This window comes from Bacillus sp. FSL R9-9530, from assembly GCF_038008145.1.
In the GTDB taxonomy this organism is placed as follows: Bacteria; Bacillota; Bacilli; order Bacillales; family Bacillaceae_G; genus Bacillus_A; species Bacillus_A mycoides.
This window is the reverse complement of sequence record NZ_JBBOYO010000001.1, coordinates 4683514-4698958: the sequence shown is the minus strand read 5'-3', so window position 1 is coordinate 4698958 and position 15445 is coordinate 4683514. Positions and strand designations below refer to the sequence as shown.

At 37.1% G+C, this 15445-nt stretch carries 15 protein-coding genes; 5 read left to right on the top strand and 10 right to left on the bottom strand.

Annotation, left to right across the window (positions count from 1 at the left end):
* Positions 1–67 precede the first annotated feature (67 nt).
* On the bottom strand, positions 68–922 hold the full coding sequence (locus tag MKX66_RS23775; RefSeq protein WP_033709506.1) for a YtnP family quorum-quenching lactonase: 855 nt from the start codon (positions 920–922) through the stop codon (positions 68–70).
* A 70-nt stretch (positions 923–992) separates the two neighbouring features.
* A complete protein-coding gene (gene trmB / locus MKX66_RS23770) occupies positions 993–1646 on the bottom strand; it encodes a tRNA (guanosine(46)-N7)-methyltransferase TrmB (protein ID WP_002015624.1) in 654 nt (217 codons plus the stop codon).
* A 232-nt stretch (positions 1647–1878) separates the two neighbouring features.
* Between trmB and MKX66_RS23765 the strand changes: the two genes are divergently transcribed.
* On the top strand, positions 1879–2157 hold the full coding sequence (locus tag MKX66_RS23765) for a YtzH-like family protein (RefSeq protein WP_002015625.1): 279 nt from the start codon (positions 1879–1881) through the stop codon (positions 2155–2157).
* A gap of 3 nt (positions 2158–2160) precedes the next feature.
* On the opposite strand, the gene MKX66_RS23760 is transcribed toward MKX66_RS23765, so the two are convergent.
* From MKX66_RS23760 to pepV, 4 genes are all read right to left on the bottom strand, one after another.
* Positions 2161–2958 (bottom strand): phosphotransferase family protein, encoded by a 798-nt coding sequence (locus MKX66_RS23760; RefSeq protein ID WP_002034382.1) that lies wholly within the window; start codon positions 2956–2958, stop codon positions 2161–2163.
* 245 nt (positions 2959–3203) lie between these two features.
* A complete protein-coding gene (pulA, locus tag MKX66_RS23755; RefSeq protein ID WP_326997184.1) occupies positions 3204–5345 on the bottom strand; it encodes a type I pullulanase in 2142 nt (713 codons plus the stop codon).
* Between the two features lie 137 nt (positions 5346–5482).
* Positions 5483–6028, bottom strand: a complete 546-nt coding sequence (thpR, locus tag MKX66_RS23750; protein ID WP_002034385.1) for an RNA 2',3'-cyclic phosphodiesterase — start codon at positions 6026–6028, stop codon at positions 5483–5485.
* 103 nt (positions 6029–6131) lie between these two features.
* Positions 6132–7538, bottom strand: a complete 1407-nt coding sequence (gene pepV / locus MKX66_RS23745) for a dipeptidase PepV (protein WP_002034386.1) — start codon at positions 7536–7538, stop codon at positions 6132–6134.
* A gap of 357 nt (positions 7539–7895) precedes the next feature.
* Between pepV and MKX66_RS23740 the strand changes: the two genes are divergently transcribed.
* On the top strand, positions 7896–8117 hold the full coding sequence (locus tag MKX66_RS23740; protein ID WP_000805512.1) for a DeoR family transcriptional regulator: 222 nt from the start codon (positions 7896–7898) through the stop codon (positions 8115–8117).
* 82 nt (positions 8118–8199) lie between these two features.
* On the opposite strand, the gene MKX66_RS23735 is transcribed toward MKX66_RS23740, so the two are convergent.
* Entirely contained in the window at positions 8200–8928 is a 729-nt protein-coding gene (locus MKX66_RS23735) for a pseudouridine synthase (protein ID WP_002034388.1), read from the bottom strand.
* Positions 8929–8969: 41 nt separating this feature from the next.
* Positions 8970–10622: a putative polysaccharide biosynthesis protein gene (locus MKX66_RS23730; protein ID WP_002034389.1), complete on the bottom strand. Its 1653-nt coding sequence runs from the start codon at positions 10620–10622 to the stop codon at positions 8970–8972.
* A 435-nt stretch (positions 10623–11057) separates the two neighbouring features.
* Here MKX66_RS23730 and MKX66_RS23725 point away from each other — a divergent pair, with 435 nt between their 5' ends.
* Both MKX66_RS23725 and MKX66_RS23720 read left to right on the top strand, forming a co-directional pair.
* Entirely contained in the window at positions 11058–12329 is a 1272-nt protein-coding gene (locus MKX66_RS23725; RefSeq protein WP_002034390.1) for a BaiN/RdsA family NAD(P)/FAD-dependent oxidoreductase, read from the top strand.
* Positions 12330–12542: 213 nt separating this feature from the next.
* Entirely contained in the window at positions 12543–13985 is a 1443-nt protein-coding gene (locus MKX66_RS23720; protein ID WP_002112346.1) for an MDR family MFS transporter, read from the top strand.
* A 40-nt stretch (positions 13986–14025) separates the two neighbouring features.
* On the opposite strand, the gene MKX66_RS23715 is transcribed toward MKX66_RS23720, so the two are convergent.
* Positions 14026–14349, bottom strand: coding sequence for an ArsR/SmtB family transcription factor (locus tag MKX66_RS23715; RefSeq protein ID WP_002015665.1), 324 nt, complete (start codon positions 14347–14349; stop codon positions 14026–14028).
* Complete coding sequence (locus MKX66_RS23710) at positions 14350–14781, bottom strand: SRPBCC family protein (RefSeq protein WP_002015664.1); 432 nt, start codon at positions 14779–14781, stop codon at positions 14350–14352.
* Between the two features lie 423 nt (positions 14782–15204).
* On the opposite strand from MKX66_RS23710, the gene MKX66_RS23705 reads away from it, so the two are divergent.
* A complete protein-coding gene (locus MKX66_RS23705; protein ID WP_002129470.1) occupies positions 15205–15432 on the top strand; it encodes a DUF3973 domain-containing protein in 228 nt (75 codons plus the stop codon).
* Positions 15433–15445 lie beyond the last annotated feature (13 nt).

The following is a 15445-nucleotide window of genomic DNA, read 5'->3' as shown; positions in this document are numbered from 1 at the left end:
AACAGCAATACATAATAAGTGGAGATTGTTCCAATAAATATTTTTGGACACCTTCCTCTTATTAATATTAAGCTTCTATATTTGTTTTTCTCTCTATCTTCTCCACTATATGCCCTTCCTCATTCCACTTTACTGCACGGTAATATGCATCATGATAAAAAGTAAACCACGCCTCTTTTTCAGCACCATACTTCATCCACTTTTGTTTATGTTCAATCGATGTCATTGGATAGTCATCGTATGCCATTACCCATAATACATTTTGATGTGCATGCGTCGGTAAAATGTCCGCTAAATGAAGCATCGTTTCACCCTGACTTTCAAGGACGACAACAGCATGTCCATCGCTATGACCACCCGTATGCACCATCTTTATTTCATCCGTAATTTCTACTTCTTGCCTGAACGTAACAATCTTATCAACGATTGGCTCCCAATTTTCCTTCCAATATGTATTACGCGATCTAACATTCGGATTTTTCATTTCATTCCATTCAGTCTCACTTACATAAATCGTTGCGTTCGGAAACGCCGGAACAAGGCGATTTCCCTCCCATTTTGTTAAACCAGATGCATGGTCAAAATGAAGATGCGTCATTAAGACGTAATGAATATCTTCATTATTCAGTCCCAATTTTTCTAAAGATTCCTTAACTGATGATTCTTCTGTTACACCTTGATTCCGCTTCATTTTCTCATTCAATTTACCATTCCCTATCCCTGAATCAATAAGCATGTTTCCTTCTTTCGTTTGTAAGAGTAACGGATCTGTTCGTAAATAAATATGATTTGTATCATTATGTTTATATTTTCGTGACCAAAGTACTTTTGGCACAACTCCAAACATCGCGCCTCCATCTAAATGTGTATTCCCACCTTTTAGCCACGTCACTTTTATATTTCCAATTTGTAACTGTTCCATATCCCATCCCCCTTTTCTATTTAATTTTAACATAATATTCCGATTATTTTTCATATAAAAAACCTATGCATTACTGCATAGGCTCCGTACGATATTTTGCTTCAACTCGATAAATACGATGACCTTTACTAGAAAATTTCTCTTCGTATTCTGTCATAATGTTTCCTTCATAATCACTATTATGAAGATCTAGGCTAAGGTAAGTTAATAACATACCATACTCAGCCATACTCATAATAGAATATTCAAATAAACCTTGGTTATCAGTTTTGAAATGAATTTCTCCGCCATCTACTAACACTTCTTCATAATTGCGTAAAAATGTTTTATACGTTAAACGACGCTTCGTATGACGATTCTTCGGCCATGGATCTGAGAAGTTTAAATAAACGCGGTCAATTTCACCTTTCGCAAAGAAAACTGTTAAATCTTCAGCATCTTTATTAATTAACTTTAAGTTCGGTACTTCTTCTTCAATTAATTTATCAAGTGCATCTACAACAACACTTGTGAATTTTTCAATTCCAATATAGTTAATATGCGGATTTGCTTTTGCCATATCATACATGAAGCGGCCACGTCCTGTACCTACTTCAATATGAATTGGCTGTTCATTTCCAAATATTTCTTTCCAGTTACCAGCGCTCTCCTCTGGGTTTCCAATTACGATATGTGAATACTCATTAATTCGATCCATTGCATAAGGCTTATGTCTTAAACGCATAGATGTCTCCCTCTCTTTACAAAACTATTTTAAAGGAAAAATTCCTTCTTTCTGTTTTAATCAATCTATCAAACAAAAAACCAAGTACGTACGAGCACTCGGTCCGTTTCTTTCAAGTATAAGATGTACCATTTTGATAAAAACTACATAAAGCATTAAACATTCCATGACGAAACAGCTTTTTCTCTTACATTTCTAGGGAGAGAAAAACACTCGAAAGGATGATCCGTTCATGCCAATTAATCAACAGCATCAATTAGAAGTGTTAAAAGATATTTTAATCAACCATCAAAGTGATTGCTGCGGGACAGTTTCTGAATGCGAGCAATTAGAGCGACTCATTCAATCGTTACTCGCAAACGATAGTATAAGTAGTGACACTAAAGTAATGCTAAACGATGTATATTCTTATAGTCAATCGGGTAAATCTTCCTCTAATTTGGACAACCATATTTCCAATAATCAAGAACAACTTACTCAGTGGATTGCTGGAATGGACAATTTTTCTTAAGTATTATTCTGAAGCAAGTAGTTGCTGTAAATATTGATGCCAATATTTAGCTTCTGCTTGCTGCTTTTTTGTTGTGTGCCATTGCATAGATAAAATCGTTTGTGCTATCACATACCATCTCATACGCCTAAGCAATGATTCATCTAGTTCAATCTCATAATATCCGAGCCACTCACTCCATTCATGGCGCGGAACATACCAATATAATAACATACCAAGATCTAAAGCTGGGTCAGCAATAACAGCCCCATCCCAATCAATTAAAAACAATTCATCTTCGTCCGACAATATCCAATTGTTATGGTTTACATCACAATGGCATACAACGAATTCATTGTACTCAATATCTTTTAATGACTCCGTTAAATATTGAAGACCTTGCTGAATTGTTTCATCAACTCTTATATCTCCTCTTAAAACGAGCTGTAATTGTTGTAATAACTCTTGCGCATGAAGCGGCTGCTTTCCTAGCCTTTGAATCATCTGCACAAGCGCTTTAGAGGAGTGTATTTTCTTCAAAAGTTTCGCAACACGTTCTAGTTTCATATCCTCTGGCTCTAACTTCTGTCCCGGAAGCCATTTTTGAGCAGAAATTACATCACCGTTCGTTACCCTTCTTGTCCAAAGTAATTTTGGAACAATTCCTTCTGCTGACAATACCGCTAAAAAGGGCGATGTATTCCGCTTTAAAAATAACTTTTGTTGTCCGTTTTGCGCAATATATGCATCGCCCGTTACTCCACCAGCCGGTATAAGACTCCACTCTTTTCCTAATAATTGTTCCAACCATTCCATATTCATTACCCGTTAACAAATCCTTATCTTTTATAGTTATGAAAAGAAAAACCGCAACATTTCTACACATGTTGTGGATTCATATATTTTACTGTATTTGAATGAAAAAACTTGGCATAAGCCGAAAACAGGATAAATCACCTGTTCTTCTAGTTTATTTTACAAAATCAATCATAGAATGACAACTTATGAAAATCGTCACCTTTGTCAATTCTACATTTATTACATTCTCATCGTCAAGTAGCGATTTGTCACATTATCGTCAATATATACGTGCTAATTGGAGCCAATTGAAGTTCCTTTCCTCTAAATGAAGAAATTGGCTCTATTTTCGCTTGCTTTTCGTTTACTAACACATGCCACGTTTCTTCTTTTGGAAGCTGCACCGTTTTAGCTTCCAAACCGCTATTAAATAAAACTACAATCTCTTTCCACGGTCCAAATAATTCTACATGCTCTAAGTAGTATGCCAGTACTTCTGTAGATGTTTGCAAAAAAGTCATATGCTTTTTTATAAGGTCTACATTTTGTAATCGGAATGCCCCATGCCCTTTGCGAATCGCAATTAACCCTTTTATATAGTTAACGGTCTCCATCTCTTTCTCTTTTTGATCCCAATCTAATTGATTAATTTCATCATTTGCATTATAGCTATTTTCGTTCCCTTGCTTCGTACGATAAAACTCTTGCCCCGCATGTAAGAAAGGAATCCCTTGTGAAAGAATAACCATTGCAGTTGCTAAACGATGACGCCTTTTCAAAATTTCTTCTGATTCTGGATTACTTTGCACTAGTTTATCCCACATCGTCATATTGTCATGACATTCTACATAGTTGATGCTTTGTACTGGCTCTAGGAACAATCCTGTTTCTTTCATACTTAAAAGGCTACCAGCTACTATATACTGCAAATGATTACAGTCTACATGCCCACCAAATGCAAAGCCACGTTTATTTATATTAAAAGTACTTCCTTTTATTCCATCACGAAATTGATCATTAAACTGTGCGATACATGGCATTTTATTCGCATTATTTAACGTCGCTTTCTCTTCAAGAGGAAGCGGTGTTTGCAAATCCCATCCTTCACCTAATAACAGCGCATCCTGCTTTATTTTCCGTACTTCTTTTTCTAATTCATTCATCGTTTCAACATCTAAAATTCCCATTAAATCAAATCGGAATCCATCAACATTGTATTCAGTAAGCCAATATAAAACAGATTCTATAATAAATTTCCTCATCATTTTCCGTTCAGATGCTATATCATTTCCAACTCCCGTCCCATTAGAAGGCATACCGTCTTCCCCATGACGAAAATAATATCCCGGGACAAGCTTCTCAAATGATGATAATTCTCTTTCATAAACATGATTGTATACAACATCTATAATCACTCGAATGCCGTGATCATGAAATGTTTCAATTAGTTGTTTACACTCTACTATCCTGTTATATGGATCAGAAAGGTTTGTAACATAAAATCCTGTTGGTATATTGTAATATAACGGATTGTAGCCCCAATTATATGCGGAAGCAGGATTCACTTCATCTATACCACCAAAACAATGTAAAGGTAATAGTTCAACATGTGTAACGCCTAAATCTTTTATATGAGACAATCCTGTTAATGTCCCATTTCGCCCTACTGTCTCCTCTTCCATTAGCCCTTTATATGTTCCTTTCTTATTCACCCCACTGTTTGGGTGAATAGTAGCGTCACGAATATGCAGTTCATACAATATGGCATCTGTCATTGACTGTAATGGTGATAATTCTACTCGTTTTGTCACATTCGTTTTTTCCAAATCGATAACGACGCCGTATTTTCCATTTATCGTCGCAGACTTTGCATAAGGGTCAACCGCTTCGTTCCATATTAAATTAATACAAACAAGGAATGTATATCGTGCTCCATCATGATCACCTTGTAATGTATGAATCCACACTCCGTTTTCTTCTCTGTACATTTCATAATCAATATATTCTTTATCACTTTTATAAATCCGTACTTTCGCAAGCCTTGCAGTCGGAGCCCATACTTTAAATATTGTTTCTTCTTTTGTATACACAGCACCTAAGTCGGTACCTTCGTAATAATATTTTTCATCGAAAACTACTGTTCGAATCACAGCGCCTATTTGTAAATCTGTTTCTTCATTCCGTTCATCCCGTACTGTATAATACTTTCCCACATCTATCGGCTCTTCTATAAAGCATTCATACTTCGTTGCATCTGGAAGAGCAATAGTATGAACAATCGGTAACTCTTTCACATTGCTTCCTTCTTGTAAACGAAATGTCCGGCTTGTTCCATACGCATGCGGGAGCAAAATTGTAATTTTATTCATTTCATCTAAATAGGCATCAAATGGACGTTTTACTTTCAACATAAAAAATCACCATCATTCTTAAAGTTAAAATGAAACGAGCTGCAAGTGATAAGGATTTTCTTATCAGCGAAGCTCTATACAGTAACACATTATTCCCTATAGTATATTCACCTGTATAAAAAACGTTTTCATACATTCTATTTTTGTAGTTTTATTTCAGTAATCGATTTATACTTCGGCGTTTCCTTAACGTGAGATTCATACAAAGTAATCGTATCTGCTTGAAATGATGTTACAGGTAACTCTTTTACATTTGTCAGATCAAACACTTTTTCTCCTACCCATTTACGCGCAACAGTAATATGCGGATGATAAGGACGTGTATCTAGAGAGAAGCCATTTTCTTCACAAATTGTATGCACTTGCTTTTGTAAACTAAACAAATCTTGATTATCACTTATCCCCGCCCAAAATATACGTGGCTGGTCCACCTGTCCGAATGTAGAAAGTCCTTGTAACGTGAACGATAATTCCGTTTTTTCTGTAAGTGTTTGTAATCCATTCTTTATTCCTTCTAACTGTTCCTCTGTCGCACTTCCTAAAAATGAAAGGGTAATATGATAGTCTTCTTCATATACCCACGAGCGAAATGGTAATTCATCCTTCATTTCCTCTTTATAATTAGAAAGAATTTCTTTTATATGACGTGGTAAAGTTACTGCGACAAAATAATGCGGCACCATCTACATCGTCTCCTTTATGTTATTGTTGCTTTTCTTCCTTATCTCATTCAGCTAAAAAGAATCCGCCCTCTAAAGTAGAGAGCGGTCATTATTTAAATATCTTTTATTTCGCTAATTCATGAATTGCCTGAGCATAAATCGCTGTCGCTTTTAATAAATCTTCAATTTCAATGTACTCATCTTTTTGATGCGCAAGTTCTTCTTTTCCTGGGAATAACGGGCCAAATGCAACGCCAGCTTTCAATGAACGAGCATAAGTACCACCGCCAATTGCTAACAATTCAGCTTTTTCACCAGTTTGTTCTTCATATACACGTTGTAAAGTACGAATTAACGTATGATCTTTGTCAACGTGATGCGGGCGAGAGTTAGAATAATCCGCTACTTCAAATCCATGAGTACCAACATATTCTTTTAACTTTGCAATCGTTTCTTCAAAGTTAGTTGTAACTGGATAGCGTACATTTAATCCTAAATTACCACCGTTTTCTTGCGAGTAAGACAGGCGACCAACATTCACTGTTAACGGCCCGCTAATATCGTCTTTATAAGAAATACCAGCTTTTTCTCCCATAATATCACCTGTAAATGTTTCTGTTACAAACGAGGCAAATGAAGCCCCTTTTCCATCAAGAGAAACTTTCGTTAAGAAGTTTACCAATAATAAACCTGCATTTTCTCCCTTTTCCGGAGTAGATCCGTGAGCTGAAATCCCTTTGATTTGCAACGTCACCGTCTTTCCTTCTACAATTGCTTTACCTATTTTTTTAGCAGTTTGTAAATACTCTTCATATGCTACTGTAAGTGTATTTACATCTTCTCCTGTAATAACTGCTTCTGCAAAATCAGGAACCATATTTAAACGACGACCTGACTCAAATGAAATCAGCTTAAATGTGCCTTCTTTCTCTTCGCCACCACTTTGCACAACTTGTATGTCAGAAATTCCTTTTTCCGCATTAATAATCGGAAAATCTGCATCCGGCGCAAAACCGATTGTTGGCATTTCTTCATTTTTAAAATAATGATCTACACACTTCCAATTACTTTCCTCATCTGTTCCTAAAATCATACGAACACGTTTTGAAAGAGGTAAGCCTAATTCTTTAACGATTTTCATCGCATAATAAGCTGCCATCGTCGGCCCTTTATCATCAATTGCACCGCGTGCAAAAATCTTCCCGTCGCGAATATCCGCACTATACGCAGGAGTTGTCCAGCCATCTCCTTCTGGTACAACATCAACGTGACAAAGAATACCTACTAATTCTTCTCCTTGTCCCATTTCAAGATGACCTGCATATCCTTCTAAATTTTTAGAACAGAAACCTTCTGCTTCTCCTTTATGTAACATGAAAGATAAGGCTTTTTCTACACCTTCACCAAATGGTGCGCCCTCTTTCGCAGATTCTTCTTCCCATACACTTTTAATTTGTAAAAATTTTTGTGTATCACGAATTAAATCATCTTTTCGTTTTGTAACTTCTTCTGTCCAATTAATCGTCGACATCACGCATCCATCCTTCACTATATTGTCTCTTTCATCATAGCAAACGAAAATCTCTTATGCCATACATGAAAACCTAATAACGGACAATTGTAATATTTCAGATATTTCTTATTAGTTTTTCTTTTATTTTTTAAAAAAAATTTGCAGGAATTTGGCGTTTTACGTAGAAATTTATGAGTTAGTTGACTGACCAGACATACAATGTCAACTACCAATATTTTTCTATATGAATATTTGTTAAACTTTTGTAAAATTTAAGTAAGTTAAAGCATGAATTTTATCATGTAGAGTACAATGGTAGTAACGACCTTCTTTCCTGAATGGGGTCAAAAAAACTAGTAGAGGAGCGGTTTTCTCTTGAAACCTACAACTACTCGTATGCTAACACGCATTAAATCGATTTATATGTACATCAATGAAAACGGTACGGTAACAACGAAAGACCTTGTAGATGAGTTCGGGATCACACCGCGAACAATACAACGTGATCTAAATGTGTTGCAGTTTAATGAACTCGTGTATAGCCCTTGCCGCGGCAAGTGGACAACGACAGGAAAGAAAGTGAGAATGACCTCATAATAAAAAATAATTGTATGTAAATAAATACATACCCCTTTCTAACTCATTAGAAAGGGGTCTTTTCTATCCTCTGAAATTGGCGTTACTTTTCGTTATCTACTTGATACGTCTTTAACATTTCTACTTCTTCATCTGTTAATTCACGATATTGCCCAAGTTCTAACTCTTCATCTAACATTAAAGGTCCCATCTCTGTTCTCTTTAAATAAACTACTTTTTTCCCTACCGCTTCAAACATACGCTTCACTTGATGGAATTTTCCTTCTGTAATAACGAGTTCAATCTCAGAAATATCATCACTTTTTAAAATTGTAAGTTCGCCTGGCTTCGTTTCATAGCCATCTTCTAAAATTACACCTTTAGCGAATTCTATTACATCCTCTTCCGTTACAACACCTGAAATGTGTGCATAATATTTTTTCGGCACATGCTTTTTCGGAGATAATAGTTGATGCGTTAACTTCCCATCATTTGTGATTAATAAGAAACCTTCTGTATCAATATCGAGCCTTCCAACAGGGAATGGATCGAAAATCGCATCTTCTAATTCTAATAAATCTATTACTGTTTCGTGGTTATCATCTTCTGTCGCTGAAATAACACCTTGTGGTTTATGCATCATTAAATAAACAAACTCTTTATATTCCACAACTTCACCGTGAATCATAACCTCTTGCTCTTCTACATTCACATGAAACTTCGCATCTTTCACTGGCGTTCCATCAATCTTCACAACGCCGTCTTTCAGTAATTTCTTTACTTCTTTTCTACTTCCGTGTCCCATATTCGCTAATAATTTATCTAATCTCATGTTCTTCACCTTCTTTATTTATCATAGAAAAGGGGACGTATTTACGCCCCTTTTGATTTCAACTTTATTTTGAATCTACTACCAAGTTTACGCTGGATTTTCTCTAAAGCTTCTCCGCCAAATACTCTTTCTAGTACTCCTGTGCGAATCGCTAACAATCCGTAAACAAGACCACCAATACCTGCACAAATCGCAACTGTAATAAGAGCACCAATACGGCCATCAGGCGAAATCATGAAGGATAGAAGCCATTGTGATAGTTTTACAGCAATAACCATTACAAGTGTTAAGACTGCAATTTGGAATGTTCTCTTATATACAACACCAAATGAATAGTGTGCGTGTTTTTTAATTTGTCTATTCGTATACCATACGGAAGCTAAGAAGCCGACTGCAGTAGCCAAAATCGCCCCAACTGTACCGAAATAACGAATAAAGATTACGTTACATGCAAATTTCAAAATAACACCCATCACAAGCGCAACAATCGCATGTTTCTGCTGGTTAATCCCTTGCAGAATTGCTGCTGTTACTGTGAATAAAGCGAATAACAATGCAACTGGCGCATACCACATTAATACTTGTCCACCTAGTGGGTCTGAATCGTAGAAAGCAGTGTAAATCGGATATGCAAGTGTAGAAATACCTACAACTGCTGGCAATGTTAAAAACATATTCGCCTGGAATGTTTGTGTAATTTGTAATTTCAAATAACGGTATTGCTTTTCAGTAAACGACTTTGTAATCGCTGGCACGAGCGTTAAACTAAACGCTGTTGCAAGTGATACTGGAATCATAATTAATTTATGCGTCCACATCGTGAAAATACCGAGTGCTCGCTCTGCGATATCTCCTTGACCAATCGCCTGCATAATAGAGTTAAATGTCAATGTATCAATTTGTTGATATAAAGGAATTGTTAATCCAATTACAACGTAAGGGATTGCATATGCAAACAACTCTTTAAACAATTGAGCGGTACTTACCGTCGATTCTGGTACAGTTTGCTCAATTAAATATTGATCCAAATATTTTTTACGTTTTAACCAGTACCAAATTAATACGCCAAGTGCTCCAACTGCTGAAACGAACGCAGCGAATGTCGCAACCCCAACTGCCGTTGCTACTGTACCGCCAAGTACTTTAATAACGATGAAACTACCCGCTAATAAAAAGACGATACGAATAATTTGCTCAATAATTTGTGAAACCGTAGTCGGTCCCATCGATTGGTGGCCTTGGAAATAACCACGAATCAAACTTGCTGCCGGCACAACAATAAGCGCAAAACTTACGAGGCGAATAATCGTCGTAACTTCTTCTACCTTATTTTGTAAACTTTGTTTACCAAGCATTGCTTCTGCAAATAATGGTGCGGTCATGTACAGTACTAAGAAGGAAAGAACTCCTGTTACTATCATCATAACCATTCCCGAGCGGAACATTCTCCGGCTCGTTTTATAATCTCCAAGTGCATTATATTTGGAAACAAACTTAGAAACAGCAAGCGGCACTCCTGCCGTTGCGATACTTAAAAATATCGTATATGGAATGTATCCATATGTATAGAGCGTTCCGCCTTCTGTGCCTACTAATGCATGAAACGGAAAAACGTAAATCATGCCTAAGAACTTTACTAAAAATGTCCCTAACGTCACAATAAGCGTTCCGCGCAGAAATTTTGAATCGGACATACAAAAATCCTCCTACATCTACATAAAGTGAAACTATAATTAGTGGGGGTTTTGTTCATCCCCCACTGATTATTAGTTGAACTAATCGGGCTTTTACGGGCAGTTTATCTCCCACCTAACTTCTTTGCTCTAGCCGAATTTTGAGGTGGGAGTTTTACTGCCCGTTAATGCGGGATAAAGTGAAACTATAATTAGTGGGAGACTCCCCTCCTACTAATCATTCGAGCATTTACGGACCTTTTTAACTCCCTCTTTACTTCTCCAAAATCTTAAGGTAGTAGTCTTATTGCCCATAAATAGCACGATAATGCTGAACTCTAACTTTTGTATTGTACCACAATTCTCCTCTTAAGCAGTACTTCACTCTATTTTTCTTTTAAGGGAAAACATGCTATTCTTTTAGGCAGGAAATGTAGAAAATGAGGTCGATATATTATGCATTATGATGTTATTGTCATCGGCGGCGGTCCTTCAGGGCTAATGGCTGCAATCGGTGCTGCTGAAGAAGGCGCAAGCGTCTTACTTCTTGATAAAGGAAATAAACTAGGACGTAAACTTGCGATTTCTGGTGGTGGTCGTTGTAACGTAACGAACCGTCTACCACTTGATGAAATCGTTAAACATATACCTGGAAATGGTCGCTTCTTATACAGTGCTTTTTCTATTTTCAGTAATGAAGATATTATTACATTCTTCGAAAATCTCGGTGTACAACTGAAAGAAGAGGACCATGGCCGCATGTTCCCAGTATCAAATAAAGCGCAATCTGTTGTAGATGCACTGTTAACACGATTAAAAGACTTAGGTGTGAAAATACGTACGAATACGCCTGTCGAAACGATTGAGTATGAAAACGGTCAAACGAAGGCTGTTATTCTGCAAACAGGTGAAGTGTTAGAAACGAATCACGTCGTTATCGCTGTTGGCGGAAAATCTGTTCCTCAAACGGGTTCTACTGGAGACGGATACGCTTGGGCTGAAAAAGCTGGGCATACAATTACAGAACTTTTCCCAACAGAAGTACCAATTCTTTCAAACGAACCGTTTATTCGTGACCGCACATTACAAGGTCTTGCTTTACGAGATGTAAACTTAAGTGTATTAAACCCAAAAGGAAAAGTTATCATTTCTCATAAAATGGACATGCTTTTCACTCACTTCGGCCTATCTGGTCCTGCTGCTCTTCGCTGTAGCCAATTCGTTGTGAAAGCGATGAAAAAGTTTAAAACGAACACAGTGCACATGAGTATCGATGCATTGCCAGAAGAAAATAGTGAGCAACTGTTCCAGCGCATGCTGAAACAAATGAAAGAAGATCCGAAAAAAGGAATTAAAAACGTTTTAAAAGGCTATGTTCCTGAACGTTACTTCCTATTCTTATTAGAAAAAAATGAAATTGACGGTAGCGAACAAGCTGGACAAGTTTCTCATGAGAAGATTCGCGCACTTGTGAAAGACTTTAAAGAATTTACCGTCCATGTAAATGGTACGCAGTCAATTGAAAAAGCATTCGTTACTGGCGGAGGGGTATCCGTTAAAGAAATTAACCCGAAAGAAATGGCTTCGAAATTCACGAATGGTTTATACTTCTGCGGAGAAGTTCTTGATATTCACGGTTATACTGGCGGCTATAACATTACATCTGCCCTTGTTACTGGCCGAATTGCCGGAACAACAGCAGGACAAAATGCGAAAATGCAATACTAAAAAAAGAAACAGGGACTCCTGTTTCTTTTTTTAGTATGTTGAAATAGCAAAGCAGTACACGAAATTATATTGGCGATACTTTAAATATATCGACCGTTTCTTCAAAAATATCCCTTCCTCCTAACTTCCCATTGCTTTTTTGTTGCTTTATATACCTTAGTACCTTTATATTTTATATTGTTGAATATTCGAAAAAGGGTAAGGGGAAAACAAATGAGAAAAAAAGTCATGATGTCTTTAATGCTAATGACGTTTCTTTCTGCTGTAGAAGGAACGATTGTTAGTACAGCGATCCCTCGTATAACGAGTGATTTGTCAGGTGTCGAACTTGTTAGTTGGGTATATGCAATCTATATGCTTGCAACAGCTGTTTCGACTCCAATATACGGAAAGCTAGCTGATTTATTCGGCCGTAAAAAAGTTCTGCTCATCGGAGCAACAATCTTCTTAATCGGTTCTGCACTTTGCGGAGTCGTTACATCAATGGAACAATTAATCTTCTTCCGTGCTCTTCAAGGTATAGGGGCTGGTGCTGTTATGCCGATCACAATGACGATTATTGGAGACCTATATAGCGAAGCGAAAGACCGCGCGAAAGCACAAGGCTGGATGAGTGCAGTTTGGGGTGTATCTGGTGTTATTGGGCCGCTAGTAGGTGGATTTTTAGTTGATTCTCTTTCTTGGCGCTATATTTTCTTCTTAAACGTTCCTTTTGGAATTATCGCTTGCTTAATGTTTGCCACTTCTTATAAGGAATCTGTTAAGTCCGCCGCTAAGCAACATATCGACTATCTTGGTGCGACAGTTTTCTCATTAAGTACAATTGCTTTACTATACGCATTATTAACAGGTAGCAGTAAGCAAAACTGGGGAGACATTTCAATTATCGGCCTATTAATCTTTGCCGCTGTTTCATTCATTATTTTCTTATACATCGAGAAAAAGTCTCCGGAACCATTAATTCCGCTAGCACTTTTCTCTAACCGTACATTATCTACAATAAACATACTAACACTTATTGCTGGCGCAATGATTATTAGTATTACAGTGTATCTTCCAATTTGGAGCCAAGGTGTTTTAGGAAAAAATGCGACAGAGGCTGGACTCATTTTAATGCCGATTCCTGTTATGTGGACATTCGGTGCTATGTTCTCCGGCAACTTAGTTGGCAAGTTACAAACGAAACAAATTATTTTACTTGGAGCTAGCATTTTATCAGTTGCTACTTTCTTATTATTTACATTATCCACAGATTCACCATCATTCCTTATTTATGTTGCAGTCGGATTATTCGGCTTAGGAATGGGGCTTGTTACACCAATTTACATGGTAACAATTCAAGCAGCTGTACCGGCCCATACGCGCGGAACGGCAGTTGGTTTAAATACATTTATTAATACATTTAGTCAAACACTAGGAGCTGCAATCTTCGGAACGATCTTCAATACGATGATTCATGCACGTGGCATTAAAAACCTTGATCTTGTTTCTTCTGGCGGACATGGAGGGGCTACAGCAAACGTAGCAACCGAGTCACAATCCGCATTAGCATCAAGTGTACACGTCATTTATATGAGCACTTTCGTATTAGCGGTATTCACATTAATTATCGCTTGGATCCTATTAAAGCCAGCTAAACAAACAAGTGAACAATAAAAAAAGGATGACCATTTTGGTCATCCTTTTTGCATAAAATCTACTCTTCATTCTCCACAATATGTTTAAGCACGGACAATTTATTATCCCAAAATCGTTCATAGTACGAGAGCCACTGCTGTAATTCCTCTAATGGTTCTGGGTGCAAACGATATATCTTCTCTCTTCCACTCTTTCTTCCACTCACTAAATTCGCTTCTGAAAGAATATGAAGGTGCTTTACAACTGCAGTACGGCTCATCGGAAAATGATCCGTTATTTTTGAAATTGGTAACTCTTTATCACTTAATAACCGTAACACTTCTCGGCGGGTTGGATCAGCAATTGCTTGAAATACATCATATTTCGCTGCTGACGAGGACACTTAACCTTCGACAACCTTTTTCAGTTTTTCATTTACAATCGCTACCCAGCCACCATTCATTCTATCGCGAATAATAGAGCTCTTCGCATTCGCTTTCGGAAGGATTTCATCAGGATGTTTCCAGCCACCGTGAATTAACGTAAATTCTGTTTTATTATCTCCTAGGTCTTTCAAATTAAATGAAACAACCCAGCCATCTGTGTCCCATGAGAAAGATAAATAATTCGGCTCATCAATCTCTAACACTTTACATGGTGATGGTCCGAAAGGTGATTGCACATGAAACTCATGTCCTACCGCCAATTCGAAATCATTTGGCATAAACCATGACGCAATTCCTTCTGCAGTCGATACTACATTCCATACTTTTTGAATAGGCGCGTTAAAAACGATTGTTTGTTTAATATCATTTAATGTATTTTGTTGTTCCATTTTATATCTCCTTTATTCGGCATTAAAATATAACACCTTTTAGTTTCATATTAACAATATAACACCTTTTGGTTTCATGTCAAGAAAGACTCTTTTTCACTGTTGAGAAATTCTCAACATTTTTTCAACAGGACAAACACCCTCTCACCATTCCTTCATAATATACTCACAAAGGCAATGAAAAATAGAAAATTCCCTCAATACGAAACTCTATCACTCCTATTGAGAGAAGCGCCTAACTTATCTCATCTGTACTTCGTCTCTCCTCCTTCCCTCGGGGACAATACACGAGATATGTAAAAATCAGAAGGAGTATGCCCGCCATTTGGGTAGGTAGTTATTTCTCTTCTCCTCAACATTTCCTTAGGAGCGAAATGACTACCTCCCCACTTTTTTAAACAAAATAAAAAGGAGATGAAAGCTATGTTCTATTGCATTAACTGTTCTGAAATTCACCATGAAAAACACCCGAATGATAAAGTTTTTAAAAACGGTTTTTATATTGATCCATTTTTAGGTGATCGTTATCACCTTGGTATGTGTACAGATGCCCAAAACCATGAAACAGGGGCGCCTCTTTTAGCGACAAAGAAATTAGGCACAACTCAATCTATTATGAACGTATTACCGACACATGTTGTCCCAACATAAAGCATAAAAAAGA